The sequence below is a fragment of the Mesorhizobium sp. M8A.F.Ca.ET.165.01.1.1 genome (assembly GCF_004792065.1).
GTDB lineage: Bacteria > Pseudomonadota > Alphaproteobacteria > Rhizobiales > Rhizobiaceae > Mesorhizobium.
On the sequence record NZ_SRTH01000194.1, the window covers coordinates 1 to 307 of the forward strand.

Here is a 307-nt window from a genome sequence, read left to right on the forward strand (position 1 = left end):
CCTAGGTCGCCGACCATCAGCGTGTGCCCGGTGAGCACGAACCAGGGCTCGGGCGATCGCGTCCGGTCGGTGACGAGGAGGCTGAGATGCTCAGGCGTATGGCCCGGCGTGTGCATCACCGTCGCCGTGACATTGCCGAGTTCCAACACCTCGCCGTCCTTCGCGCGCCGGAACGGAAAGCCCGCTTCGGCGCCCTCGAACATCACGTATTCGGCTCCGGTCGCCTCGGCGAGTGCCCGACCGGCCGAGATGTGATCGGCGTGGATATGCGTGTCGACGACATAGAGGATGCGCATGCCGGTCGCGC

General features: G+C 67.1%; 1 protein-coding gene. It reads right to left on the bottom strand.

Going from position 1 to position 307, the window contains the following annotated elements; genetic code table 11:
- Window positions 1–296: MBL fold metallo-hydrolase (locus EN808_RS35715; RefSeq protein ID WP_245525211.1), on the bottom strand; the 296-nt coding region annotated here is incomplete at its 3' end.
- Window positions 297–307 lie beyond the last annotated feature (11 nt).